This window comes from Calothrix sp. NIES-2098 (assembly GCF_963875125.1).
GTDB lineage: Bacteria > Cyanobacteriota > Cyanobacteriia > Cyanobacteriales > Nostocaceae > Aulosira.
Genome location: NZ_CAWNKJ010000001.1, coordinates 6,377,332 through 6,402,625 on the forward strand (window position 1 = coordinate 6,377,332; position 25,294 = coordinate 6,402,625).

Genomic DNA, 25,294 nt, shown 5'->3' on the forward strand with positions numbered 1-25,294 from the left:
AATACTATAAATTGCAACAGATGGATTAACCAAACTCTGATGCAGACAAGTATTTAGAATATAAACTAGACGATCCAAACTCAAAAAATCTTTGTAACAGATTCCTCACACCGTAGAACCATTTGATGAGAGGCTGTTATTTCTATGTCACATTCTTGTTTTTAACTCGGTATTAGCCGATCGCCATAAATTCAAGCTTTTGTAAATAAGACTACATTTTTTACGATCGACATTAATCTTAAGTTAACAAATGTAGATGCGAGCCTTGTTGATTTTTGTTAACTTCGATTCGGGCTTGAAAAGCTTCTTTAAGATGAGGCATATGGGTAACGGTGAGAATACAGGCAAAATCAGATGCGATCGCATTAATTGCTGCAATCAAACGATCGCATCCTTCTGCATCTTGAGTGCCAAAACCTTCATCGATAATTAACAACTGTAACGCCGCCCCCGCCCGCTGCGCTAATAATTTCGCCAAGGCTAATCGAATAGCAAAGTTAATTCTAAAGGCTTCCCCACCAGAGTAAGTTTCATAAGCCCGCGTTCCTCTAGCGTCGGCAATGAGAATATCTAAAGTGTCTATCAGCTTGACATTTTTCTTGGTTGATCTTCCGTTACGTCCAGCTTTTTGAGTAATAAATTGTACGTGTAGCTGATTGGCACTTAGACGTGAAAGCAATTGATTTGTCTCAGCTTCCAGTTGAGGTAACACGTTTTCAATCATCAGTGCTTGGATACCATTTTTACCAAATGCTTGCGCTAATTCCTGATACACGCGATATTGCTGCTTGCAAGCTTGTAATTGCTGTTGTTGTTGTTCGTACTGAATTTGTAATGCTTCCAGTTGTACCGCCAACTGTTCTAAACGTCCTAACTTGGCTATTTGTTCGTCTAATTGTCTTCTTCGTACTTGAAGTTGCTGTTCTAAAGCTTGAATTTGAGCAGTTGGGTTAGCAGTTTCTTCTAGCTGTTCTTGAATAGTATCGATTTGGCTAGCGAGGGTTTGCCGTTCTGCCAATCTAGCGGTTTTGGCAGCCTCTAACTCTTGCGATCGCATCTGGAGTTGAGGATACTGTTGCTGGGCTGACAACATCTGTTGATAGCGTAACTGCCAAGATTGATTTTGCCTTACAGCCATCCGTAACTGGTTGTGCTGCTCTGAACTATAGCCGAGTTCTGTAATATAGCGATCGAGGGCTGCAATTTGTTTGGCACAGTCAGAATCAGTTTGCTCTTGTTGGATTCTTGTTTTTAATTGAGCAATAGTGGCTTCTAGCTCTGGTTTGCGTGCTGCTAGTTGAGTTTGGCGCTTGATTGCGTCTTTAATCTGTCCTTGTTTAATTTCTGCCCATCGCCAGCGCTCGACTTCGCTACGAGCAAGCGCATGATCTTGGTCATTGTAATTGAGTTGTTGTAGATATTGGTCTAGTTGCTGTAATTCGGCTTGCTTGTCGGGGGCGTAGTCACCTAATTGTAGCGATCGCTCTAAATGTTGTTTTTCGGCAGCAATTTGCTGTAGTTGTTGTTCGACATCGCTGGTAGCTTCCAACTGGGCAGCTAACTGTCCCCTTTGTTCGCGTAAAGTATCATAAGCTGACAATTGTTGGGATATATCTCGGTATTCTTTCCTAAGCACCTGAATTTCTTTGTCTGAGACAGCCATCTGTTCCCGAACTACCCAAAATTGCCCCTGTGTATCTTTTAACTCCTCTTCAGTTTTTTCTACCACTCGATTCCAGTGATGTTCATCTAGGGGACGTTCGCACAACGGACAAAGTGCATTCGGATTCTGGAGCATTTGCAGTTTTTGCTCTAGTTCTCCTAGCAGTTTTTCATAGTCTCTTTGGTGCGCTTGTAGCCGTTCAATAAAATGTCGTCTTTCCTGTCCTTTTTCTTGAACTCGCTGCAAATAAACCCGCTTTTTCTCCAATTCCTCAATTTGAATAGCCACATCCATGACTGCTTGTTGCAGTTGCGGTTGGCGGCGCTGCTGGCGTTGCAGTTGGTTTTCTGTTGTTGCTAGCTGTTCCATGCGCGCTACCAAACCAGCATGAAATCGATCTAGTTGGCTTTGTAAAGTCGTGCGTTGTTGCAATAAAGGAGCCACTTGCATTTGCAATCGATCGAGATGCGCTACTCTTTGACGCGCTGCTGCTAGTTGTGTCAAACCCGCTTCTACCTCACCAGATTTGGTGAGAGTTTGCTGAATTTCTCGCTCTTGTTGCTGCAAAGCCTCTAATTGCGCTTGAGCTTGTTGCAGTTGTCGTTCAATTTCGTGAATTTGTTTGGTAAGCTGCTGTTGCTTTTGTTGACGAGTTTGCCCGGCGCGGGTAAATTCTTCAAATTTGGTAGCAAAAGCTTCTTCTTGAGATTGCAGATTTTGATATTGAAGATAGCCAGCTTTTATCTCAGGTTCTTGGCTTAGTAATTTTTCTAAATCGGAAATTTGACTTTTAACAGCTAACTGCTCTTGTTGGAGGCGATCGCAGTCTTGAGTAAGATTTTGGTATTGCTGTCTGACAAAACTCAGTTGTTCTACTTTTGTTTGGCGTTGATGCTGCACAACTTGCAAGCTTTGTAACTGAATCGTCTCAAAAGCTTGCACTTGTTGCAGTTGATTGAGTTCTGCTTCTAACTCGGCTCTTTGCGCCTGAGTTGTTTCGCGTTGCTGTAGCTGAATTTTAATCGACTCTAAAGAACGCTCCAATTCCTCCGCCCGCGCTTTAAACTGACGAGATGATTCCTTTGCTCGTTCTTCCAAATCATCGTACTGATTGAGTTTCAATAACTCTGCTAAAATTTCTTTGCGTTCAGCAGGACGCTTTAACATGAATTCATCTGCACGACCTTGACGCAGGTAAGCAGAATTAATAAAAGTATCGTAATCGAGCTTGATATGTTCTAGAATCAAATCCTGTGTTGCTCTGACCCCCTTGCCAGTCAACGGACGAAAGCCAGAGGGTGTTTCGATTTGAAATTCTAAAACGCTAGTTCCACTCCGAACGCGAGTACGGATTACTCGGTATTTTTGCTGATTACTTTGGAAAGTGAAATCAACCCGAACTTCTTTAGCTCCTGTATGAATTACATCATCTTCAGCAGCGGCGCGGCTTTCACCCCAAATTGCCCAAGTAATAGCTTCTAGAAGTGAAGATTTACCCGCACCATTGGAACCACAAATACAAGCTGTATGCAAACCGCGAAAATCTAAAGTTGCCTCACGGTAACTGAGAAAATTTTTAAGAATTAGTTGTACTGGGATCATTGAGGCTATTGCGCCACATTAACTTTTAATGATTAACAGTAAAGATGTACTTCTTGTTAGTTTAGCTATCTACATATCAGTATTCTAGTCTTGAAGACTTCAATTTTACAAAAATTTACAATATAATAAGCTGTTTTTTCTTGTTCAGCAAAGGATTTTTCTCAACTTCAAAGAAAATTGACTAGTGTGAAACGAGAAGATTTTTGATTGTTAACTTCTTTATATATCAAACAAGCAGGGCAGTAACAGACAATTCTCTTCTCTTAAATCTTCTAGAGATACTGGCTTAAGGTTTTGACATTCACTGTTAGAAATCAATTAAACCTCTGCTTGAGCCGCTTAGATATGGGTAGTAGAGAGAGCATCACTGAAGTGAGATTGACTTTAGGTGTCTGGTGAGAGTTGACTAAAGTATTTTCTCTTTACCACAAAAAAATTAAAATTTTCCAGATTAACCCCCAAGATTTGCCAAGTTGCCAACTGAATTCATGGGGGTTATGGGAGAATTTTCTGCCCTAAAGTTTTCTCCAAAGAGTGGGAGCATCTGATTTTGTGATTAATCTTAAAAAATGTCAACCCGCACCAGTTGTTAAGACAGATCTGGCACTAATTGCGTAGACGCGCAGCGGCTTGTCAAAGACATCGCTTTCCTTTTATTTAGACCGAGGTATTAACATACCTACGTATGTACCTACCGCAAATTTTGTCAGATCCATAAATTGCGGGCGACTTTTCTCATCGATAATGGCGAGAGTTAAAGAACCAATCACCATAATTAGAGTTACAACAGCCAGTACTTCATCTCTGGAAGGAAATCTTCTCGAAAACATTTGTTTATTCCCGAATCCTGTAAATCACTACATTCTTAGCTTTACAGGTAGGTGTTTGCGATCGGCTTGAATACAAGCTTGCAATCTGGGTGAGTTATGTATGCGCTGGGTATGAATTCAGAATTTTACCGTTAAAATCAGCACAAGCGTTATGGTGAGGCTATGACTGGGCGATCGCTTTCCTGCTCTCCAGAAGGTATTCAACAAGCAAAAAGAGCTTTAATCCGCTACTCTTTAACTCAAAAAGCATTAGCAGAAGATTTAGGAATCACTCGCCAACCAGTTGGAAAGTTCTTTACAGGTAAGCCAGTTGATCGCAATCTCTTTGTCCAGATTTGCGACAGGCTAGATCTTGAGTGGGAAGAGATAGTCACTCAACCAGCTAGTGAAACAAAGTTAGAACAGACTCAGGATACTCACATTGATATCACTTTCATAACCCAAGAGATACGCGAAAAGATAAAACCCCTCATCTTAGAACGCTGTGGCACAATGCGAGTACTAGATATGACTCAACCCGTTGGTTTAGAAGATATTTATACTAACGTCAATATATTAGAGAAAATTACTGGACAGAGACGCAAAGAAATTGCAGAATTTCTCAAAGATTTTACTGATGGAGATTTTGAGCGCTTTGGGCTAGGCAAAATTACTGAAAAACGAGTGTCTGGACAGGAAGCAGTTGAGAAACATCCCAAGCTAATGATTTTGGGAAAGCCAGGAGCAGGTAAAACTACGTTTTTGAAGTATTTAGCGATTCAATGTATTGCAGGTAAGTTTCAATCTGAACGCGTTCCGATTTTTGTTACGCTGAAAAACTTTGCAGAAGCCACAAATAAACCTGGCTTATTACAATACATCTGTGAAGATGCGATCAATCATATCTCTACAAAAATTAGTGTTATAGAGAAACAATTTACTTTATTTATTCAAGATGTCATCAATCATGGCAATGCGTTAATTTTACTTGATGGCTTAGACGAGGTTAGAGAAGAAGACAACAGCCGCATCTTAAAGGAGATTCGTGAGTTTTCTGACCGCTTTCAACATAGCAATTTTGTAATGACTTGCCGGATTGCCGCACGGGAATATACCTTTGAGAAATTCACAGAGGTAGAAGTTGCAGATTTTGATGATAAACAAATTAAGAACTTTGCAAATAAATGGTTTCAGGGTAAAGCTGTTAAAGCGGAAAGTTTTATTAAACGCCTTGAAGACAATAACCGTATCAAACAATTAGCTACCAGTCCTCTACTGCTGACGCTTTTATGCCTAGCGTTTGAAGAATCAGGTGATTTTCCAGCAAATCGTTCTGAGTTATATAAAGAAGGATTGGATGCGTTATTGAAAAAATGGGATGCCAAGCGAGGAATTCAGCGCGATCAAATTTATAGAAAGTTATCAGTCCAACGCAAAGAAGACTTACTGAGTAAAATTGCTCTAATTACTTTTGAGCGCGGTGACTATTTCTTCAAACAGAAAATGGCAGAACAATACATTACAAATTACATTCGTAACTTACCTGGTGCTAATGCAGATGAGGAAGCATTACAACTCGACAGTGAGGAAGTTTTACGTTCAATTGAACATCATCATGGGTTAATAGTAGCAAGAGCAAAAGGGATTTACTCATATTCCCATCTCACATTTCATGAATATTTTACTGCAAGAGAATTTGTTGTGGTGAGACAGTCATCAGAAGAAGCGTTACAAAATCTTGTCAATTATGTTACTGAAAAACGCTGGCGAGAAGTTTTTTTACTAGCAGTTGGTATGTCACCAAGTGCAGATAGGTTATTGTTGTTGATGAAAGAGAAAATTGATGCGATAGTGTCTGTGAACCAGAGATTGCAACAATTTCTTGTATGGGTAAGAGATAAATCTTGTTCTGTTGATGTTACTTACAAAGCAGCAGCAGTTAGAGCTTTTTACTTCGGACTCGGTATCGATCGGGATTTAGATCTAGGCTTAGACAGAGATCTTTCACTTGACCTCTTACTCGATCTTGACCTATCACTCAACCTTGACCTTTCCCTCTCTAGAACCCTCTCCCTCTCATTCGGTCTCTCCATTTCCCTTAGACTCTCCATTTCCAGAACTCTCTTCCACACCTTCTCTCTCTCCCAAACTCCAGAACTCAAAGATTCGTTGCAACAACTTAAAGAAAAAATACCAAATACAAAAGATAGTGAAAGATTTTTAAATTGGTGGAAAACAGATAGTCAATATTGGAGCAAGGAATTACGAGAAATAATTATTAAATATCGCAATATTGGTCATGATTGGGAGTTTACTACTATCCAAAAGACATTACTTCAACAATATTATGATGCCAATAAGTTTTTAGTACATTGTTTGAATAGTGATTGTTATGTTAGCCGTGAAGTGCGACAATATGTAGAGAATACTTTGCTATTACCCATTGATGATATTAAAAAACATCAGCAGCAGTTTTGCAAATATGTCTAATATCTAACTGTTATTTTTATTTAGCAGTTATATAAATTTTTAGATGTTTTCACTATCGCTTATTAAAGCTACTACTCTAATATTTTGCTTTACTTACTATTTATTTATGACTCATTGCAGGCAAATTTCAATAACGTCATTGACAATAGACATAACCGTTTTTAATAGAAATACCAAACATCTGACGCATTAATTTTGCTGCTTCTTTTCGCTCTTGATCTGTCAAATAATCCTTACCCTTGAAACCTGCACGATAACGTTGAGGATTTCCACCAGCATCCACGTAACGCTGTTTTCCTGCTTCTAAAATTTCTTGAAATCTTGCATACTTTCGTTTTTGTTCTTCAGTCCAGTTTGCCATAATCACTAGTCTCAACTTATGGAATATCACCCTTTTGTTAAATCATAGCAATTGGCAACGCTTGGCTGGGAGTATTTATATACCAATTGCCTCTCTTTCCATCATAGAACATATACCCAAGCCAATCCAGGGTAGCCAGTGCGTTGACAATTCAGTATTGTGCTTTACTATGTTCCATTTGTAGCTATTCTACACATTGATTTGAGAAATTCTAACAGTAAGAGAAAACATTTTCTAACTTCTAGCAAATAAACATACAATATAAGTAAGAGTTCGCTGTCAGCCTATTCGCTTCTATTTACGCAAATACAAAGTTGAGGAACAATTTCTTCAATTAAAGCGTCATCAAAGATATAAATAGTATTTACTAACGTATATCAACAGTATATTACCTGTAGAGATTAGTAGAAAAAGCTTGAGGAACAATCGCAAGTACCCCGCGTCATTTAATCACCTAACTTTTGGAATATCCCTATAGGTAAGTTTAAAAATATTCAGAAACAATCTCAGTAAATCTGCGTCATTAAATATCTCTCAAACTTAAACGGAAACCCTACTATGACACGCCTTTATCGTTGGAAATCTGGAACTGCTGCACTGATGGCAATGGCAATAACCACAGGTGCTATTACTCCTTTATTTACATCTGCTCCTGCTAGTGCCCAATACAATATTAATCAATCCCGAACAATTACCATTCCTTATAATGTAACGTTTCCTGTGACTTACGAAAAAGAGAAAGTGATTGTTAATCCTGGGGAGAGTTTACCTCTAACGCTGAAAATCGCTAATGATATTATCGATAATAACAGGAATGTATTAATTCCTCGTGGAACTGAAGTTGTTGGCAGGCTCGAACCTGTAAACCTTAATGGAAGATCTTCTAGCGACAGGAATAATAACAATAACAATAAAGGTGTGCGGTTCGTAGCCCAAGAATTAGTATTTGCTTCTGGTAAGCGTCAACCAATTAATGCCTCTTCTAGAACAATTACCCAAACTGAAAGGATTTCAAAAGGAAGTGATACTGGCAATATATTAACAGATGCAGCTATCGGTGCTGGTGCTGCTACTGTAATTGCAGCAATTACAGGGAACCGCAAAATCGAAGTTTTAGAGCCTCTGGGTGGTGCGGCGGTTGGTGCTGTAGCAAGTATACTGTTGCGGAAAAAACAAGCTGATGTCTTCGTATTGCGACCTGAACAGGATTTGGATATCACTTTGAACTCTAGTTTGGTTCTTTCTCGCTACTAGGCTTAACTTAATTTAAGTCGTGACTTTAATCATCTCCAATATGCGATCGCACACCGATAATAAAGTGGCGATCGCATAATTTTTGGCACGTTATAACAGTCTTATTGCGCCGCAACTATTTTATTTTTCTATCGTCTTAATTCTTCACTCGATTTTGGGCATACTAATTTAGAAGCAAAGCAGATAATAACTTATGAGGTAATTACATAATTATCTGGTTTTAGCTTTTTCTCAACAGTTTTATTATCCATCTATGACTTAAGTAATGATTGTATCAAATGACAAAATAATTGGGAACTTCATTATTAATAAATTGTCTAAGTAATTAACAAGAAAAACAAAAAATTGTATAGGGATAAAAAATAATGTTTGCTTTAAATCGTTGGCAATCTGGAACTGCTACATTAATGGCTTTAAGCGTCACAGCAGGTACTCTAGCACCCTTTATTACTGCTGCACCTTCTTTTGCTCAAACTACTTTTTCTGATGTTTCATCTAACTATTGGGCGGCACAATTCATTCAACAATTATCAGTCCGGGGTGTAATTGCGGGATTTCCTGATGGTAGTTTCCGCCCAGAAGAACCAGTTACACGCGCTCAATTTGCCGCTATGGTCAACAAAGCTTTCCAAAAAGCACCTCAACGGCAAGCAATCAATTTTACTGACGTACCCAGCAACTATTGGGCATCTAGTGCCATTCAACAAGCCTATACCATCGGTTTCCTATCTGGATATCCTGGGAATCGCTTTGAACCTAACCAAGCAATTCCTCGCCAGCAGGTTTTGGTTTCCCTTGCTAACGGTTTAGAATATAGTCCTCGTGCTACTGTCGAAAATACTCTGCAATATTTCAACGATGCTTATAATATTGCTGACTATGCCCGTAGCCCTATTGCTGCTGCCACTGAAAAACAAATTGTGGTCAACTATCCCAATGTGAAGTTCCTTAATCCTACAGCGACCGCTACAAGGGCACAGGTAGCAGCTTTTATCTATCAAGCGTTAGTTAGTTCCAATCAAGCTTCAGCAATCAACTCTCCTTACATTGTGGCTGTTCAATCTACTACACCCACACCTGTTGCAATCACAATTCCTCAAGGAACTACTATTCCTGTGAAGTACGATAAGGCTGAAAAAATTCTTGTGACTAAGAATGAGACAGCACCTTTAACCCTGACAGTATCGCAAAATGTGGTGACACAAGAAGGAACTGTAGTAGTTCCTGCTGGGAGTCAAGTAATCGGTCAACTAAAACCTGCTCAAGGTGGTTCTCAATTTGTTGCTGAAAAACTAGTTTTAACTACAGGTCAAGAGTATCCAGTTAATGCTACTTCTGAAGTCATTACCAAGACAGAAACAGTTAAAAAAGGTACAAGTACTGGTGCGATTATTCAGAATACCGTATTGGGTGCAGGAGCAGCTGCTGCGGTATCTGCGGTAACAGGCGATCGCGCAATTGCAACAGAAGAAGTCTTAGGTGGTGCTGGTATTGGTGCATTAATTGGGTTGTTCTTTGGGAAAAACAGTGTTGACTTAATTGCAATTGACCCAGATACCGACCTACAAATGACAATCAATCAAAATTTGTTGGTTTCACTCAAGTAGTGAATGAATAATCGACTATGGGCTAATTCCCAACTTCTGGCAACCAAATAATAAACGTTGTTCCTGGTGCATTCGGTGATGCGATTGTGGAATTAATTGCAGGGCTAAAAACTTCTATTTTGCCCTGCATTTGCTCTATTAACTGTTTCGCGATCGCTAACCCCAAACCTGTCCCAGGAATCTCTGTTTGCGCCTGCACGCCCCGGTAATGGCGTTCTCCTATACGTTCCAAATCTTCTGGGGGAATACCAGGGCCGGTGTCACTAATAGTAATTCCTTGTAAATTATCTTTTTCTTGCCCTACCTCAATCAAAATCTTGCCACGAGCAGGAGTGTATTTCAAAGCGTTATCGATGATATTGGTTAATACTTCTCGTAAAGCTTTCACATTAGCGCGGACTAAGGGCAAATTTCGGGGAATTTTAGCGATTAATTGTAGGTTTCGTTCCTGAGCAATTGCCTTAGCAGATACTAATAATGGTGCTAATAAATCTGCTAAGGCGCAGTCAGCCGCTTTTTCTCCCGATCCTGGCAATAACAGAGGTGGCTTTGATTCTTTTTGGATAGTTGCTTCTACAACTACTTCATTTTCTGAGAGTGACAGAGGTGCTAAATCTGCTTCCGTTAATTCAATTACTCGATCGAACTGTTGCAATAATTCTTGCAAGCGATCGCTTTCGCGAATTATATTGCCAGCTACATCCCGATTAGGGTCGCCAGAACGTAACCGTTTCATCAGCAGTTTACCAAAGGTTCTGATTGCCGTTAACGGGTTGCGAAACTGATGCAAGAGGTTATCTAGCAAATCTCGCTGCTGTTCTTGCAGGATTTGTTGTTGATGCAATTGCTGCTGTAACCAAGCTCGACGCTGATCTAAAATACAGGCGATCGCTAGGGTTTGGGCGATTCTCTGAATCTCGCTTTGTTCTTGTTCGTTCCAAGCCCTGTCTTCCCTACCAGTTACTAATAACCCCATCATCACACCCTCATGGATTAAGGGTAAAACAATTTGGTTTTCACTAAGTAAATATTCTTCTTCTGATGTCTCAGCCTCCTGTGAGGAATTAGAGCTTTCTGCCTTACCTGTCAATAATTTTCCATGATTTTGAGGTAATGCCAAAACATTCCTCACTTTCAATTGCTCAGGTGTTTTTTCCGCCGCATTCCCCTCAAATAGCCTTAATCTTGCCGTTTCTGGGTATATCACCACCGGAATCAGTTTGGCTTCCCCTGTGGGAGCCTCTACCAATTCTTGTGTTAAGTAGACCACACTTAACGATGCTCCTAGCCCTTGGGTTAACAGTGCTATTTGCTCTCGGCATAGAGCAACAAAATCAGAACTGGCAGACATTAACATTTTTCAGATTTTGCTCAAGATTATAGAATTTGAGGGTAAATTAAAGAAGAGGGGAATTTTTCCCTCGCTTATTTAATAAAGCTTAACTAAATCTTCTTAGTAATGGTTTGCCCTAGGGAATTATATATTCCCCAATTTTGATTTCTCTATTTTTAAAGATATTAATTAGGTTGTATCGAAAGCTTAAAAACTGTTGATTTTTTGAACTAGAACTTATATAATTACGACGGATTTTGTAGCTATCACTACAATCTATAGCTTGAAAGAGGAGGAAAATAGGTTGGCAAGGAGACGGAAACGGAAAAGTCGTCGTCGCCAAGAAGGGCGTCGAATTCTGGAGCATGTGCCTCAATATAGCATCGAGAGTGGTGAAGAAAAACCTGTGACAGCAGCAAGAAAATTTATTCAAGCTGAAGGAATCACACCACCTGCGTTGCTACTTGTGAAACGGAACGAACACACCACAGACCGTTATTTCTGGGCAGAAAAGGGACTGTTTGGTGCTCAATACGTCGAAGAGAACCATTTCTTGTTTCCCAGCCTCAGGATCTTAGAAGCTCCTACTGGTCAGGAAAACCTAGCTTTGGCTGCTCGCTAAACTATAAATGGTTATCTTACGCATTTATGTGACTTCTGACAATCATTTAACTGGCGAAATTGCTCCTGTTATGCAAAAACTTCATTTTTTTAACTTGTAGTTGATTTGCCAGTAGAGCTAACTTGTCTCAAACCAAGCTTGTTTGCATGGGTTGATTTAGAGTTTCATAATGCACAAGGAAGTCAGCATAAAGCGAAAAGTGTCTTAAAGCGGGAGCGACATTGCACGTTCATTCGGTAGATTGCTCAAGACGCTCTGTCAACAGCTATAGTTTTTCCCTACGATTTTTTATCGTAGGGAAAATCAACATATTCTAGGTTGTATATTCAGCTCCCTAATGTTTGTTTCCGGAAAATTTGGACAGAAGTCTGCATCTCTTACTCAAAAGACGTGCAAAAAAATTCAAGATTTATGCAATTGGTTTTAACTGTAGTGCCCTCTGCAACTCAATGAGTTCGTCTCGATGGGCAGTAACAGTGATTTTACTTGAGGAGTGTTGCTGATTCGGGGTTGCTTCCAGCTTGAGCCACACTTTCTCAATTCTTCCAGCTTTTTTCCAATAAAAAATACCACTCACAGGGGAGAGCAGTAGTATACCTAAAAAAAGGGTACTAAGACTCGGAATCAGCATTGATAAAACCAGTGATAAACAAACCAAACCAGCAAATGCTAGCAGTGTTAAAAACACAGCTAGAAACCAGCTTGGTTTAACAAACCCTTCAAAAGTCACTTGGTTTTTTGCTCGGTCTACCGCTGCCACTCGATAAGACCGGGAGCGAAAATACTCCTGTAGTTGAGGCATTAAAGTGGCTTCATCTTGCTCAGATATCAGTTGTGCTGTCTGTGTACGCTCTTTTGTTGAGGCACGAATAAAGAAAAACAGCCCAACCGACAACAACAAAGTTAGTAGAAATGTCGATGGCAGAATAGCAGTATCCATAACTGAAATAGTTACTAATTGATTGGAGGGGACTTATTCATTTCATTATCAATTATTCGTTAATTTGTTCTTTGATTGATGTAATCTAACCAAAGTTGAGCTAAATCCTGCGATTGAACCTGCCATTCTGGAGAAACTTGGTACATCCGCCTGGGGCGTCCCCGCCCTTCGAGTTTCTTCCAGTATCCGTTTATTGCCCTTTGGTCTTCGAGAAATTTGATCGCACTATACAGTACGGTATCCGAAAGCCGATAGGTTGGATATTCAGTCTCCAGTCTCTGGATCAACTCGGTTCCGTAAGATTCACCTTGTAGTAAAACATACAGAATGTAACAAACTGCTAGTTCCTGACAGAGGTAAGTTGGCGGAGGATTCTCAAAGAATTGATATATATCCTCAAGTTTCATGGTTAGTGAATGGCTAAAAAATGCCTTAGGGTGAGATCTACAATGTTTGTAGCCAGTATATAGAGATACATATACCTAAGTAAGTATATAACGCTACTTAGGCATAATTTACAAAGCGTAGACATCTCTAAAGATGCCCCACGCTTGAAGTTGTAGGACGAGTGTGTGAGTTTCAGGGAAACAGAATATGCATCCCTGCCCAAGCTCAAGACGATGTGGTGAGGAGCAATTTAAGATATTGGCAAAGCCAATGCCTTAGTGTCAAGTGATGCCGAGCTGGTTAGAACTGCTTAAGCATAAGATGCCATCGAAGAAATTTTACAGGTAAAATGCAATTTTGTCTTTAAAAGTTAATAAACACTTTTTTTACAATGATTATCCCAGTGCAGATCGTAGAATATGGGTGCAGAGGATAAGGGGGACAAGGAGGAGACCTCCACAACATACTGCTTCCCCCATGCCCCATACCCAATTTTTTTGAAGCTTCTAGCAAATTAGCAATCGGTTATGTCACAAAACTCCGACATTACATCTTCTTCCTCTACTATCCGGGCAATTGGCCAGAAGTTTCGCCTCATAGGTTGGATTAGTTTTTGGATTCAGTTGGTACTAGGCGTAGTTTCTGGCGTAATTCTGTTGTTATATGCCATCTCTAGTCAAAGACCTGGTAGCGCAGCTAATAATGCAGGAGCAGGGTTTGGCATTTTTCTGGCAATTTGTGGTTTAGTTGCTTTAGGTGTGGGAATTTATTTGGCTTTTCGTTACACACGATTAGGAGGTCAACTACTATCTTCTAATCCCAACAATCGACCGCGTAAAAGCGAAACTGTACAAGTATTACGCTTAGGAGTGATAGTAAACTTGCTAGGAATACTATTAACCCTTTTAGGAGCACAAGCGATCGTTGGAACTCTAGCAGCAAGGGCAATTACCCAAACTCAATTTATCTTTTCGCCGCAAGGGAACCAACCATTTATTAGCGGGCTAGATATGTTTGTAGTGCAGGCAAATACTAACACTGTCATGGCTCACTTTGGCGGTTTGCTTGCCTCACTTTGGCTGCTGAATCGAATTAATAAACCTTAGAAGTTTAACCAAAGAATATAAGGCTAGTGGCAGAAGCAACGCTGTTGAGAATTTTCAGAGTGCCAGTGGCTTGATCGACTAAATCAAAATTTTTCAGATTCAGGAACATCAAAAGAAATTTGTTGTATCCTAACATTGGCAAGATTTGCAGGGCGAAATTTTTGGATTGCAATTCCTGTCATGACACGCCAAAATCAGTATATGCTGATGTGTTGGCAGGAAATACTAAGCAAAAGATAAAAGAAAAATCTGTGCTGGACATTAAGCAAATAAGAGAAAACCCCCAATTAGTTCAGGAACGCTTGAATACTCGTAGTGGTAAATACGATATTCAGCCAATATTAGAGCTAGATCGAAAACAGAGAGAATTGGAGGCAACACGCAATCAGCTCCAAGCTCGAAGCAACGAAATTGGTAAAATTGTTGGGCAAAAGATTAAATCTGGAACCAATCCTCAGTCTCCAGAAATTCAATCTTTACGAGATGAGGGTAACTCCATAAAAACTCAATTGAGCGAGTTAGAGCCGCAAGAAAAAGCTTTCAAAGCTGAAATTGAGGAACTAGTGCTTGCACTCCCCAACTTACCTAGCGACTCCACACCCATCGGCAATAGTGAAGAAGATAATCCAGAAGTCCGCCGTTGGGGAGATGAGTACATTCCTCAAAATCAGAATATTCTTCCCCATTGGGAAATTGGCGAAAAGCTGGGTATTCTCAATGTAGCGAGGGCTGTAAAAGTTGCCCAAAGTCGCTTTGTCAACCTAATAGGTGCAGGTGCAGCTTTAGAAAGAGCATTAATTCAATTTATGCTGGCGCGTCAGACTGAAGCTGGTTATCTAGAAGTCAGTCCACCAATTTTAGTAAATACTGAGTCTTTGACAGCAACAGGTCAGCTACCCAAATTTGCTGAAGAAAGTTTTAAATGTGCTGATGACGATCTCTGGCTCATCCCAACAGCAGAAGTTCCAGTTACCAACCTCTACCGAGGGGAAATTCTGGCTGCGGAAGATTTGCCTATTTACCATTGTGCTTATACTCCCTGTTTTCGTCGTGAGGCTGGGAGTTATGGGCGAGATATGCGGGGATTAATTCGACTGCATCAATTCAATAAAGTAGAATTGGTGAAATTTGTCCATCCCAGCAGTTCTTTTGAAGAACTAGAAAAATTGGTAGGGAATGCAGAAGCTATTTTACAAGCATTGCGATTACCTTACAGAGTCATCAATTTATGTACTGGGGATTTAGGATTCTCGTCTACTAAAACTTATGATTTAGAGGTTTGGCTACCTTCTTCTGGGAAATACCGGGAAATTTCTAGTTGTTCCAATTTTATTGACTTCCAGGCACGACGAGCTGACATTCGCTTTAAAGAAGGAGGCAAAAAAGGTACACAGTTTGTACATACCCTCAATGGTTCTGGCTTGGCCGTGGGAAGAACGATGGCAGCAATTTTAGAGAATTATCAACAACCTGATGGGACAGTGCGGATACCAGAAGTACTGCAACCTTATTTAGCGCGCGAGGTGTTGTAGTCATTAGTTATTAATTATTAGTACAAAAATTTCTAATGACTTATATCCAACGGACTATAGACTATTGACCACAAGAGAGAAAATTTTCAATTCCAACTTGTCAAGACCAATGCTAACCAGTGACACATTTTAGAATGGAGATATGTATATAGCTTAATATCTTGTTTGATCTATGTCAGTTTTAGCAGCGATCGCAGTTTTGGCTGTTTTGATCTTGGTACACGAACTAGGACATTTCATTGCAGCACGTTCTCAGGGCATTCATGTTAACCGATTTTCGTTAGGTTTTGGCCCGGTTCTTTGGAAATACCAAGGTCCAGAAACCGAATATGCTATTCGCGCTTTCCCTTTAGGAGGCTTTGTTGGTTTTCCCGATGATGACCCAGATAGCGATATTCCTCCTAATGACCCGAATCTGTTGCGCAATCGTCCCATATTAGACAGAGCGATCGTCATCAGTGCAGGCGTGATTGCAAATTTAATATTTGCCTATTTACTGCTAGTAGGACAGGTAAGCGTTGTCGGTGTCGGACAAGCCAGCCAACCAGGCGTTTTAATCCAACAGCTAGCACCGGACGTCAGTTCTGTAGCCGCTAACGCTGGAATTAAGTCAGGAGATGTCATCGTAGCGGCTAATCAAAGACAATTTGGCACTTCTTTGCAAGAGATAGACGCTTTTAGAGACTTCATTAAAACTAGTGCAGGTAAGCCAGTTGAACTGGAAATTGCTCGTGGCGACCAAAAAGTATCGGTGACTGTGGTTCCAGAAGCCAAATCTAATGGTGGTACCATTGGAATTGGACTTTCTCCCAACGGTAAAGTTGAGCGTCGTCGTGTTGCTAATCCCATAGAAGCTTTGTCAGTTGGTGCTACAGAATTTCAGCGCATTGTACTGATGACATTTAAAGGTTTTGGACAACTGATAACTAACTTTGGTGAAACCGCTGGCCAAGTAGCTGGGCCGATTAAAATTGTAGAAATTGGTGCTAATATTGCCCAAAACGATACAGGCAGTTTGTTCTTCTTTGCAGCACTGATCAGTATTAACTTAGCAATCATCAATATTTTGCCTCTACCAGCTTTAGATGGCGGACAACTGGCTTTTTTGCTGATTGAAGGCTTGCGCGGTAAGCCCTTACCTACCAAGATTCAAGAAAGCGTCATGCAAACTGGTTTGGTGCTACTGTTAGGACTAGGAATTTTTCTGATTGTTAAAGAAACTACTCAGTTAACAACACAGTTGGAGTGGGTACAAAAATTATTCCAGTGATCGCTACTCGCAAATCATTATCTAAGAAGCAACGGGCGCTGGAAATTCTGACTCGCTTGAAGCGTCTGTATCCTGATGCAACTTGCTCGTTGAACTATTCAACACCCGTGCAGCTTTTGGTGGCAACAATTCTATCAGCTCAGTGTACTGATGAACGAGTAAATAAAGTTACACCAGCCCTATTTACTCGTTTTCCCGATGCTGAAAGTTTAGCAAATGCTGACTTATCAGAGTTAGAAGAATTAGTACGTTCGACAGGTTTTTATCGCAATAAAGCCAAAAACATTCAAGCCGCCTGTCGAATGATTGTCAATGAGTTTGATTGTGTAGTTCCCAACCAGATGGAGCAGTTGTTACGGCTTCCTGGAGTAGCACGAAAGACGGCTAATGTAGTTTTGGCTCACGCTTATGGCATTAATGCTGGGGTAACGGTTGATACTCATGTTAAGCGCCTCAGCAATCATTTGGGTTTAACAAAACATACAGACCCAGTTCACATTGAGCAAGATTTAATGAAGTTATTGCCACAAGCAGATTGGGAAAATTGGTCAATTCGCCTGATTTATCATGGACGAGCTATCTGTAAAGCCCGTTCTCCCTTATGTGCTGCTTGTGAATTGGCAGATTTGTGTCCAGCTGCTAATAAGCCAACGTCAGTAGGTTAAGCTATATTAGCAGCCCATAATTGCAGGAATACAGGCTAAACACCTTGCCTAACTGTAGAATGGAAAATGCTGTCTTTAAATAAATTTGAGAATGTATGGCCAAGAAGAGCATGATTGAGCGCGAGAAAAAACGCGCTAAGTTGGTAGAAAAGTATGCCGAGAAGCGGGAAGCATTGCAAATTGAGTTCCAAAATGCTGAATCTCCCCTAGACAAGCTAGAAATTCACCGGAAAATCCAACAATTACCACGCAATAGCGCACCTAGCCGTCGCCGTAACCGTTGTTGGGTAACTGGTCGTCCTAGAGGTGTTTATCGCGACTTTGGGCTATCTCGGAACGTTCTGCGAGAATGGGCGCACGAAGGTCTTCTACCTGGAGTGGTTAAGTCTAGTTGGTAGTTAGTCATTAGTCATTGGTGAACCAGTGCGGTCTTGGGGGTTTCCCCCATGAGCAACTGGTGAACCCGAAGGGTCATTAGTCATTGGTTATGTACTAAGAACAATGACAAATGACAAAGGTTATTGACCACAACATCGATCGATTCCCAGACTTTCTAAGAGTAGATCGCTGACAGCGTTAGCGATCGCAAACTCTCCATAAAAGCTTTTGGAAAAATCAAAGGCCTGCATCTCTGTAACAATGGCAATGACCAAAGAGCCGAGGTCGTTTTCTCCTTCCATGCGTTGGCGCATAAAAATCTGGGCGGCGCGTTGGGCAATCTTTTGATTAACTGTTTCTGGGAGAAATTCTGCATCCAGCCATCGCAGCAGGCATTGTTGCAGCCATTCGCCTTCAAGCTGTGGATTTTCAGATGGAGGTAGGGTGATAGGTGGAATTGGTTCTGTCATTTTTTTCAACGCAGAGGAACGCAAAGGTAAATGCAGAGGAACGCAGAAGATGACTGTTAACATCGAATTGCGTTCTTAATAAGCTTTGTTAATTGTGATCTTCACTATGGAATATGATATCGCTGCTATTATTCAGGGTTACGCTCAAGGCTATTTTCTCATGGCTGATGACAGCGAAAGCTTGGGCTGGTATGGTAGTCGCGATCGCACATTAATTCCTTTAGATGAAAGATTTCGCTATCCTAAATCCTTGCGGCGTATCCTGAATCAAGAGAGGTTTACAGTTGCAATTAATCGTGATTTTCAAGCAGTGGTAGCTGGATGTGCTAACCGCGATACAACTTGGATTTCGCCAGAATTACAAAAGATTTATTGGCTACTATACCAGAGAGGTTACGCTCATAGTTTTGAAACTTGGCAAGGTGAGGAACTCGCTGGCGGAATTTTAGGGATTACGATCGGCGGTGCTTTCATTGGAGAATCAATGTTTTACCGCATTCCCGAAGGCTCCAAAGTAGCAATGGTAAAATTGGTAGAGAGATTGCGTCAGCAGCAATTTGTGTTGTTTGACGCACAAATGATGAATCCTCATTTAGAAAGATTTGGTGCTTATCGTATTGGCGATGAAGAATATCAAGCCCTACTCAACACAGCATTGCAACGCAACTGTTATTTAGTATAGAGAATAACAAAGTTTTTTAAAGCTTTTACGGTTTGTATAATGAGCCTGAAAATCCGGTAAGGATCAAGAAGCGTTTGCTTATCGATATGCAAAAAGTTTGAGGAGTGCCAGAAAAAGCTGAGAAATCTCTCTTTTGAGCGTGTAGTGAATGAAGAGAAACTAGCGGCTGAAGGTGTTGATATATCGTAGTTTACACGGCAAGAAAAGCCTGCGATCGATGTTTGAGCAAAGCTCTGGTTAGATTACGAATCATACTAGCAGTTGCTGACTGGGAAAGTTAGACGGCTTGAGTTATTGTGAGAATATTTGTGGGACGTTACTGTTAGGTTTTACGAAGCAAATATAGCTCCTAGCTTATAGTTCCTAGCCCCTCTTCATTCCTTCTTTCCTCCTCAAATAGCCATTGTGGTTTTTGCATAATAAATGGAAGTTCTGCGCCTACAAGACCTCGTTGTATGCGTTCTGAAGTTTCACTAAAGACTACAAATAACGGATACACAGTATTAGCTCCTTCACTCAGAATATGATTGTGGCGATCGGGCATTAGCCACTCATAATCCTTGTCTAACAGAACTTGAGTTTGCCGCCAGCGACCTAACAAATCCGAAAAGTCTTCATGGGGACGATGAATAAAGATTAAAATCTCGGCTCCAGTTTTAATCTTCCACTCTGGATCGCACATTAATATTGCTACATCACAGGGTAGACAAGTTGTTTGCGCGGCGGTTGTCTCGGTTTGGCGTAGACGTATAATTGGCAAAGGAATAGCGATCACACTTTCATCAGGACGGCGGAGACTAGGAATCATTTCCAAGTAAGGTCGATACTGTTTTAACAAAGCGATCGCTGCCAGATGATGGCTATATTCCGCCAAACTAGCTTCGTAATCAGATTTTTGCACAGGCATTTTTCTGCAAAGGATGAAGTATGAACTCTGAAATATCAAGTAGAAACTGTTAAGTTCAAGGATGAAATATGACTTATTCAATATTTTCATCCTTTATGCTTGAGCCTAGTCTGCGGTAAACCTTCCGGGGGAGCGACTGTCTCACGTGGATTTCCTGCTTTTTACTTCAGTGGCATGGAAACCTCCAGACCTCCCTGACCCACCGATTCTCATCTACAGCCTTTTTCTAGCCCAGCTTTTCAAATACTTTAAACATAGGCAAATACATCGCTAACAAAATCGTACCAACCATACCCCCTAAGACTACAATCATCAGTGGTTCTAAAACACTAGTTAGTGCTTTAACCGCCTGCTCAACTTCATCTTCATAAAAATCGGCAACTTTCATGAGCATTGCATCTAATTCTCCAGTTTCTTCGCCAATACTCATCATCTGAATTGCCATAGCTGGAAACACTGCATCTTTTTGCAAAGCAACGCTAATCATACCTCCTTGTTGAATTTCTATACGGGCTGCATCTATGGCATTAGCAACTATTTGATTACCTGAAGTATCTCGAACAATTTCTAAACAAGTAAGAATCGGTACACCAGAACGAGTCAAGGCTCCGAAAGTACGGCTAAAGCGAGCAACTGCGGATTTTTGAATCAAGTCACCAAACAAAGGCATCTTGAGAGAAAAGCGATCGATAGTTAGTTTACCAACAGGAGTTTTGTAATACTGCTTATAGGCAAAAACAAATCCCATAATTCCCGCAATAATTACTAAAGACCAGTAACTGCGTAAGATTTCACTACAATTCATTAAGAATTGTGTGAGAGCAGGTAACTCTATTCCTATGTCTTTAAAAATTCTGGCAAAAATGGGAATTAGAAAAACAGTCATACCCACAAAAATTGCAGTTGCTAAAAAACCTACAACCATAGGATAAGACAGTGCTGCTTTAATTTGGTTTTGTAGGCGGGCGACATCTTCTAATAACTTTGCTAGGCGATTTAATACTTCATCGAGAACACCACCAATTTCGCCAGCTTGAACCATACTCACATACAAATTATCAAAACACTGAGGATGCTTACGCATTGAATCCGAAAGATTTGTGCCTGTTTGAACATCATTACCGATATCAATCAAAGCTGCTTTTAATTTAGGATTGCTACACTGCTCGGCCAGTACTCCCAAACTTCTGACAATCGCGACACCAGCATTTGTTAAAACGGCAAATTGACGAGAAAAAACTGCTTTATCTTTAACAGAAACCTTAACCATTGATGTCTGGAATTTTTGAAAATCAAAGTTAGCTAAACTTTGAGATTCTTTTAATTCTTGGACAACAAAACCTTGATCTCTAAGATTAGTACGGGCTTGAGCTAAAGATTCAGCAGTAAATTTTTCAGTTCGGGATTTTCCTTGTGAGTCCCGCACACGGGCAACATAGGTAGGCATAGTTTATCAATTCAAAATTCAAAATTTAATAAGAGTCAAAAGTCATTTTTCCTAAGAATATTAACTTTAGACTCTGGACTCCTCGAAATAGAGTGGAGTTCTCTTTAATGTGCCTTTGCTACAGGTTTTGCACCTGCTTGTGGCTGTGGAGCGCCACCAATTAAACGTTGGATTTCATCGGGCTTAGAAGTCTTAGACATAGCTGCTTCAAAAGAGATAGTGCCAGCTTTATATAAATCGGCTAAAACTTTTTCTAAAGTTTGCATACCCAATTTACCACCAGTCTGAATGGCTGAGTAAATTTGAGATGTTTTACCCTCTCGAATTAAGTTAGAAATGGCAGGAGTAATGATCATAATTTCTTGAGCCATCACCCGACCATATTCACCTGGTTTAGGGTTTTTCTTGGGTACTAAAGTTTGGCTAAATACTGCCACTAAAGAGTTAGATAACTGCACTCTGACCTGAGTTTGTTTTTCATGAGGGAAAACGTCGATAATCCGGTCAACCGTTTGTGCAGCAGAACTAGTGTGCAAAGTACCAAAAACTAAATGTCCTGTTTCCGCAGCAGAGATAGCCAAAGAAATTGTTTCCAAGTCACGCATTTCCCCTACCAGAATAATATCTGGATCTTCCCGCAGGGCTGCTTTCAAAGCATTAGCAAAGCTTTTGGTATCTTCACCAAGTTGTCGTTGGTGAACCAAGCTTTTAATAGGTTCATAAACAAATTCTATTGGGTCTTCAACTGTTAAAATATGCTCGGCTCTGGTGCGGTTAATTAAGTCAATCATTGCCGCTAGGGTCGTTGTTTTACCAGAACCAGTTGGCCCTGTGACCAAAATCAGCCCTCTGGGCTTTTCTGTCATTTCCTTGACCACATCTGGTAAACCCAATTTGTCAAAGTTGGGAATTTTGGAACTTAAAGCACGCAAACAGGCAGCATAAGCACCGCGATCCTTATAGACATTGACGCGGAAACGAGCTAATCCCTTGACACCATAGGAACAGTCTAGCTCCCAAGTTTGCTCTAAAGTTTTACGCTGAGTATTATTGAGCATACTAAAGATCAGTCTTTGGCACTGGTCGGCAGTCAATACATGCTCACCTATAGGAGTCAATTTGCCGCTGATACGGAAATAGGGAGGTAAACCTGCGGATAAATGCATATCCGAACCTCCCAGTTCAATCAGCTGTTCCATCAAGTCTTCAATCATCATTTCCATAGTTTTGCTCCCCTAGTTATTTTTTAAGTCCATAGTCAATAGTCAAAATATTCACCCTTGACTATTGACTAATCGGAAAAGCGCGGTGTCATACAGTAGGGACAGTCTAGCCATTCCGGTTGTAATGTGGCATCGCAAGTGCGGCAAGTCAGACCACTCTTGCGTTTAGCTTTTAACTCAGCTTCTAAACCTGTATCAGTAAAAGTTACTCGCTCAACTTCTTCTAGGGTTGTTGAACCTTGGCGTACTAAATCTAGACTGTAAGCCAACAAGGTTTTCATACCCTCTTCTACAGCTACTTCTTTAATGCGTTCTGTAGGTGCTTCTTCATTGATTAGGGTTTGTAAGTTTTCGGTGATTCTCATAACCTCATAAACACCACAACGTCCCTTGTAACCAACACCATTACAAGTTGAGCAAACCTGACCTTTGGCTTTAGCTTCTGCTTGAGATTCGTTGGGTATGCTGTTAGCTTTATAAAAAGTTACATTCACTTCTTGAGAAGCTGACAGACCATAACGAGCCAGTTCTTCGGGCGTAGGAGTATAAGGAATTCGACAATCAGGACAAACACGTCGTACCAAGCGCTGTGCTAAAACGCCAATCAGAGAACTAGAAACCATGAAAGGTTCAATACCCATTTCTCCCAAACGAGCGATCGCGCCTGGGGCATCATTAGTATGTAAGGTGGTTAATACTAAGTGACCTGTTAAAGCAGCTTCAATTGCCGTTTTGGCAGTTTCCTTGTCTCGGGTTTCACCCACTAGTAGGACATCTGGGTCTTGCCGCAGAAAAGCCCGCAAAGCGGTAGCAAAATCTAGCCCTTTTTCCCGAATGACCTGTACTTGCGTAATCCCTGGCAAACTGTACTCAATCGGGTCTTCCACCGTACTGATGTTGACCCCCGGATCGTTCTTTTCTGCCAGTGCAGAATACAGTGAGGTGGTTTTACCAGAACCAGTCGGCCCTGTAACCAAAATCAAACCAAAGGGACGACTGACCATATCCTTAACAATATCTAAGGTTTCCTGGTCGGTAATCAACTTATTCAATCCCAGTTGGGTAGAGGAGTTATCCAAAATCCGTAAACAAACCTTTTCCCCGTAGCGACTGGGTAAGGTATTGACACGAAAATCCACTTTCCGTCCCTCAAACATCCTGCGGATGCGTCCATCTTGGGGTAGACGCCTTTCAGCAATGTCTAAACTGGAGATGATTTTAAACCGGGCTGTCACTGCCGGAATGATTTTTTTCGGTAGCGGGTCGAAAGCTTCTCGCAGCACCCCATCCTTACGAAAGCGAATGCGGAGGTTTTCTTCTTGCGGTTCAATATGAATATCAGAAACTTTCTCATGCAAGGCTTTGGCAAGAATTCTATTGACGAGATTGATGATTGGTGCATCTTCTGCACCCTTCATCGCAGATCCCAAGTCAGCCTCCATCTCATCAGGAGTATCATCAATGTCAAGATTATTGAGATTTTCTAAATCCTGATTGATATCTGTAAACTTTTCTTGTTCGAGATGTTTTTGCCGAATAGCTAGTTCATCTAGATATTGATTAATTAGTTGTTGGTAATCCTCTTGGGTAATTACCATGCGCTGTAATGCTAAACCTTGTGGGCGCAAGATGCGGTTGAGATCATCTGAAGCCTCTAGATTATCCGGATCGACCATCGCCACTAAAACGCAGGGTGGGTTTTGGTCTTCATGTTTTGATAGTGGAATCAAACGATGGCGACGACAAATATCTACTGGGATTAGAGTTTCAATCAGCCTCCCCACCATCGTATTACCAAGCTGGCTGACTTCCGGATCGAGGAATTCAACACCGTATAGTATTTTAAGTTCAAATAACTGCTGTTTCTTGTATTGCCTAAGTAATTCAGGTGATAGTTGTCGCCCGGTGATTGACTCTAGCATCTCGGTTAAGGGGACACCAGACTTGCGGCTTTCAATCAGCGCTTGCCGCATCTGTTCGCTATTAACATAGCCAGCCTGCACTAGCTTATTGCCAAAGGGCGAAAACTCTGTTTTTGTAGTAAGAGCGGTACTGCGCCGTTGCGGTGACGAGTAAGTCATAATTGAGCAATGGGTAGGGAAAACCTCTGAGTAAAGTATTCCCAGCCTGTGGCATAGAATTCTCATTGATCTTGAGTAAATTCCAGCCAAAAATTTTCTTTGCTTACAGAAAATTAAACAACTTCAGCGCAACATGCATCATCTGTACTTTATCTGCAAGAGAACTGTTGTAGTTTGGAACGAAAGCAGATTGAAAGTTGTTGAGCTTGGTTAATAATTAAATTTTCAGTAGTTTTTAGTAAAAAAAACCACTTATAACTTAATGATGAGGCGCAAAGGTTTATCGATCGCCACTCATCCTAAACGATGATAGTGCTCAAACCACTATCCCGGTTCGGCTTACCGCCCTGGAAGCTTCTGCGCTAACGCTTTCACCATTTGTCACAATAAGAGGGCAGTGACAATCACTTCCAGGAAAATATTGGCAAAAACACCAGCCTCTTCTGCGAACCGTTAATCGCAACG

The 25,294-nt window shown here is 40.9% G+C and carries 21 protein-coding genes; 10 read left to right on the top strand and 11 right to left on the bottom strand.

The genetic code is table 11. The features are described from left to right. Positions 1 to 238 precede the first annotated feature (238 nt). Both sbcC and AACU33_RS26725 read right to left on the bottom strand, forming a co-directional pair. Complete coding sequence (gene sbcC / locus AACU33_RS26720; RefSeq protein WP_096592380.1) at positions 239 to 3,265, bottom strand: exonuclease subunit SbcC; 3,027 nt, start codon at positions 3,263 to 3,265, stop codon at positions 239 to 241. A 653-nt stretch (positions 3,266 to 3,918) separates the two neighbouring features. After that, positions 3,919 to 4,095 carry a hypothetical protein gene (locus tag AACU33_RS26725; protein WP_339376313.1) on the bottom strand — a complete coding sequence of 59 codons (177 nt, stop codon included), beginning with the start codon at positions 4,093 to 4,095 and terminating at the stop codon, positions 3,919 to 3,921. 162 nt (positions 4,096 to 4,257) lie between these two features. Here AACU33_RS26725 and AACU33_RS26730 point away from each other — a divergent pair, with 162 nt between their 5' ends. Then, positions 4,258 to 6,564, top strand: coding sequence for an NACHT domain-containing protein (locus AACU33_RS26730; RefSeq protein ID WP_096592383.1), 2,307 nt, complete (start codon positions 4,258 to 4,260; stop codon positions 6,562 to 6,564). Positions 6,565 to 6,700: 136 nt separating this feature from the next. Here the strand turns inward: AACU33_RS26730 and AACU33_RS26735 are convergent, their stop codons facing one another. Next, positions 6,701 to 6,925 (bottom strand): hypothetical protein, encoded by a 225-nt coding sequence (locus AACU33_RS26735; protein WP_096592385.1) that lies wholly within the window; start codon positions 6,923 to 6,925, stop codon positions 6,701 to 6,703. A gap of 558 nt (positions 6,926 to 7,483) precedes the next feature. Here AACU33_RS26735 and AACU33_RS26740 point away from each other — a divergent pair. Beyond that, positions 7,484 to 8,179, top strand: coding sequence for a conjugal transfer protein TrbI (locus tag AACU33_RS26740; protein WP_096592388.1), 696 nt, complete (start codon positions 7,484 to 7,486; stop codon positions 8,177 to 8,179). Between the two features lie 365 nt (positions 8,180 to 8,544). Then, positions 8,545 to 9,786, top strand: a complete 1,242-nt coding sequence (locus AACU33_RS26745) for an S-layer homology domain-containing protein (protein WP_096592391.1) — start codon at positions 8,545 to 8,547, stop codon at positions 9,784 to 9,786. A gap of 22 nt (positions 9,787 to 9,808) precedes the next feature. On the opposite strand, the gene AACU33_RS26750 is transcribed toward AACU33_RS26745, so the two are convergent. After that, complete coding sequence (locus AACU33_RS26750; RefSeq protein WP_096592393.1) at positions 9,809 to 11,143, bottom strand: GAF domain-containing sensor histidine kinase; 1,335 nt, start codon at positions 11,141 to 11,143, stop codon at positions 9,809 to 9,811. Positions 11,144 to 11,423: 280 nt separating this feature from the next. Between AACU33_RS26750 and AACU33_RS26755 the strand changes: the two genes are divergently transcribed. Then, positions 11,424 to 11,741 carry a DUF3155 domain-containing protein gene (locus tag AACU33_RS26755; RefSeq protein WP_096592396.1) on the top strand — a complete coding sequence of 106 codons (318 nt, stop codon included), beginning with the start codon at positions 11,424 to 11,426 and terminating at the stop codon, positions 11,739 to 11,741. Between the two features lie 409 nt (positions 11,742 to 12,150). Here AACU33_RS26755 and AACU33_RS26760 read toward each other — a convergent pair whose 3' ends face one another. Further along, complete coding sequence (locus tag AACU33_RS26760) at positions 12,151 to 12,681, bottom strand: cofactor assembly of complex C subunit B (RefSeq protein WP_096592398.1); 531 nt, start codon at positions 12,679 to 12,681, stop codon at positions 12,151 to 12,153. 59 nt (positions 12,682 to 12,740) lie between these two features. Next, on the bottom strand, positions 12,741 to 13,088 hold the full coding sequence (locus tag AACU33_RS26765) for a PadR family transcriptional regulator (protein ID WP_096592401.1): 348 nt from the start codon (positions 13,086 to 13,088) through the stop codon (positions 12,741 to 12,743). A 507-nt stretch (positions 13,089 to 13,595) separates the two neighbouring features. Between AACU33_RS26765 and AACU33_RS26770 the strand changes: the two genes are divergently transcribed. From AACU33_RS26770 to rpsN, 5 genes are all read left to right on the top strand, one after another. After that, a complete protein-coding gene (locus AACU33_RS26770) occupies positions 13,596 to 14,174 on the top strand; it encodes a DUF3611 family protein (protein WP_096592404.1) in 579 nt (192 codons plus the stop codon). A gap of 251 nt (positions 14,175 to 14,425) precedes the next feature. Beyond that, entirely contained in the window at positions 14,426 to 15,706 is a 1,281-nt protein-coding gene (gene serS, locus AACU33_RS26775) for a serine--tRNA ligase (RefSeq protein ID WP_096595398.1), read from the top strand. Between the two features lie 172 nt (positions 15,707 to 15,878). Further along, entirely contained in the window at positions 15,879 to 16,976 is a 1,098-nt protein-coding gene (gene rseP / locus AACU33_RS26780; RefSeq protein WP_096592406.1) for an RIP metalloprotease RseP, read from the top strand. Next, entirely contained in the window at positions 16,952 to 17,641 is a 690-nt protein-coding gene (gene nth / locus AACU33_RS26785) for an endonuclease III (protein ID WP_096592409.1), read from the top strand. Before rseP ends, nth begins: the two co-directional genes overlap by 25 nt. A gap of 95 nt (positions 17,642 to 17,736) precedes the next feature. After that, entirely contained in the window at positions 17,737 to 18,039 is a 303-nt protein-coding gene (gene rpsN / locus AACU33_RS26790; RefSeq protein ID WP_096592411.1) for a 30S ribosomal protein S14, read from the top strand. 120 nt (positions 18,040 to 18,159) lie between these two features. Here the strand turns inward: rpsN and AACU33_RS26795 are convergent, their stop codons facing one another. After that, positions 18,160 to 18,489, bottom strand: coding sequence for a hypothetical protein (locus AACU33_RS26795; protein WP_096592414.1), 330 nt, complete (start codon positions 18,487 to 18,489; stop codon positions 18,160 to 18,162). Positions 18,490 to 18,595: 106 nt separating this feature from the next. Here AACU33_RS26795 and aat point away from each other — a divergent pair, with 106 nt between their 5' ends. Then, positions 18,596 to 19,171 carry a leucyl/phenylalanyl-tRNA--protein transferase gene (gene aat / locus AACU33_RS26800; protein ID WP_096592416.1) on the top strand — a complete coding sequence of 192 codons (576 nt, stop codon included), beginning with the start codon at positions 18,596 to 18,598 and terminating at the stop codon, positions 19,169 to 19,171. 349 nt (positions 19,172 to 19,520) lie between these two features. Here the strand turns inward: aat and AACU33_RS26805 are convergent, their stop codons facing one another. From AACU33_RS26805 to AACU33_RS26820, 4 genes are all read right to left on the bottom strand, one after another. Beyond that, a complete protein-coding gene (locus AACU33_RS26805) occupies positions 19,521 to 20,078 on the bottom strand; it encodes a hypothetical protein (RefSeq protein WP_096592419.1) in 558 nt (185 codons plus the stop codon). A gap of 226 nt (positions 20,079 to 20,304) precedes the next feature. Further along, positions 20,305 to 21,525: a type II secretion system F family protein gene (locus tag AACU33_RS26810; protein ID WP_096592422.1), complete on the bottom strand. Its 1,221-nt coding sequence runs from the start codon at positions 21,523 to 21,525 to the stop codon at positions 20,305 to 20,307. A 104-nt stretch (positions 21,526 to 21,629) separates the two neighbouring features. Continuing rightward, positions 21,630 to 22,748, bottom strand: a complete 1,119-nt coding sequence (locus AACU33_RS26815; protein ID WP_096592424.1) for a type IV pilus twitching motility protein PilT — start codon at positions 22,746 to 22,748, stop codon at positions 21,630 to 21,632. Positions 22,749 to 22,816: 68 nt separating this feature from the next. Continuing rightward, entirely contained in the window at positions 22,817 to 24,829 is a 2,013-nt protein-coding gene (locus AACU33_RS26820) for a GspE/PulE family protein (protein ID WP_096592426.1), read from the bottom strand. Between the last annotated feature and the right edge of the window lie 465 nt (positions 24,830 to 25,294).